Consider the following 439-nt stretch of genomic DNA (forward strand, 5'->3'; position numbering starts at 1 on the left):
GCAGTGGGGAATCTTCCGCAATGGGCGAAAGCCTGACGGAGCAACGCCGCGTGAGTGATGACGGCCTTCGGGTTGTAAAACTCTGTGATCCGGGACGAAAAGGCAGAGTGCGAAGAACAAACTGCATTGACGGTACCGGAAAAGCAAGCCACGGCTAACTACGTGCCAGCAGCCGCGGTAATACGTAGGTGGCAAGCGTTGTCCGGAATTATTGGGCGTAAAGCGCGCGCAGGCGGGCGGACAAGTCCGTCTTAAAAGTGCGGGACTTAGCGACGGAAGCGGAAGGAAACTGGGAGGCTGGAGTATCGGTTGCGAAAGTGGACGACGAAGTGTAGCGGTGAAATGCGTAGAGACAAGGAAGAACACCGGTGGCGAAGGCGCCTTTCTAGACTATTACTGACGATGCGGCTCTACAGCGTTTGCAGAACACAGGATTATA

The 439-nt window shown here is 55.4% G+C and carries 1 rRNA gene; it reads left to right on the forward strand.

The features are described from left to right. Positions 1 to 439 (forward strand): 16S ribosomal RNA (locus tag KFE26_RS23660); the annotation flags it as partial.

It is taken from the genome of Shewanella sp. M16, assembly GCF_018224605.1.
Lineage (GTDB): Bacteria > Pseudomonadota > Gammaproteobacteria > Enterobacterales > Shewanellaceae > Shewanella > Shewanella oncorhynchi.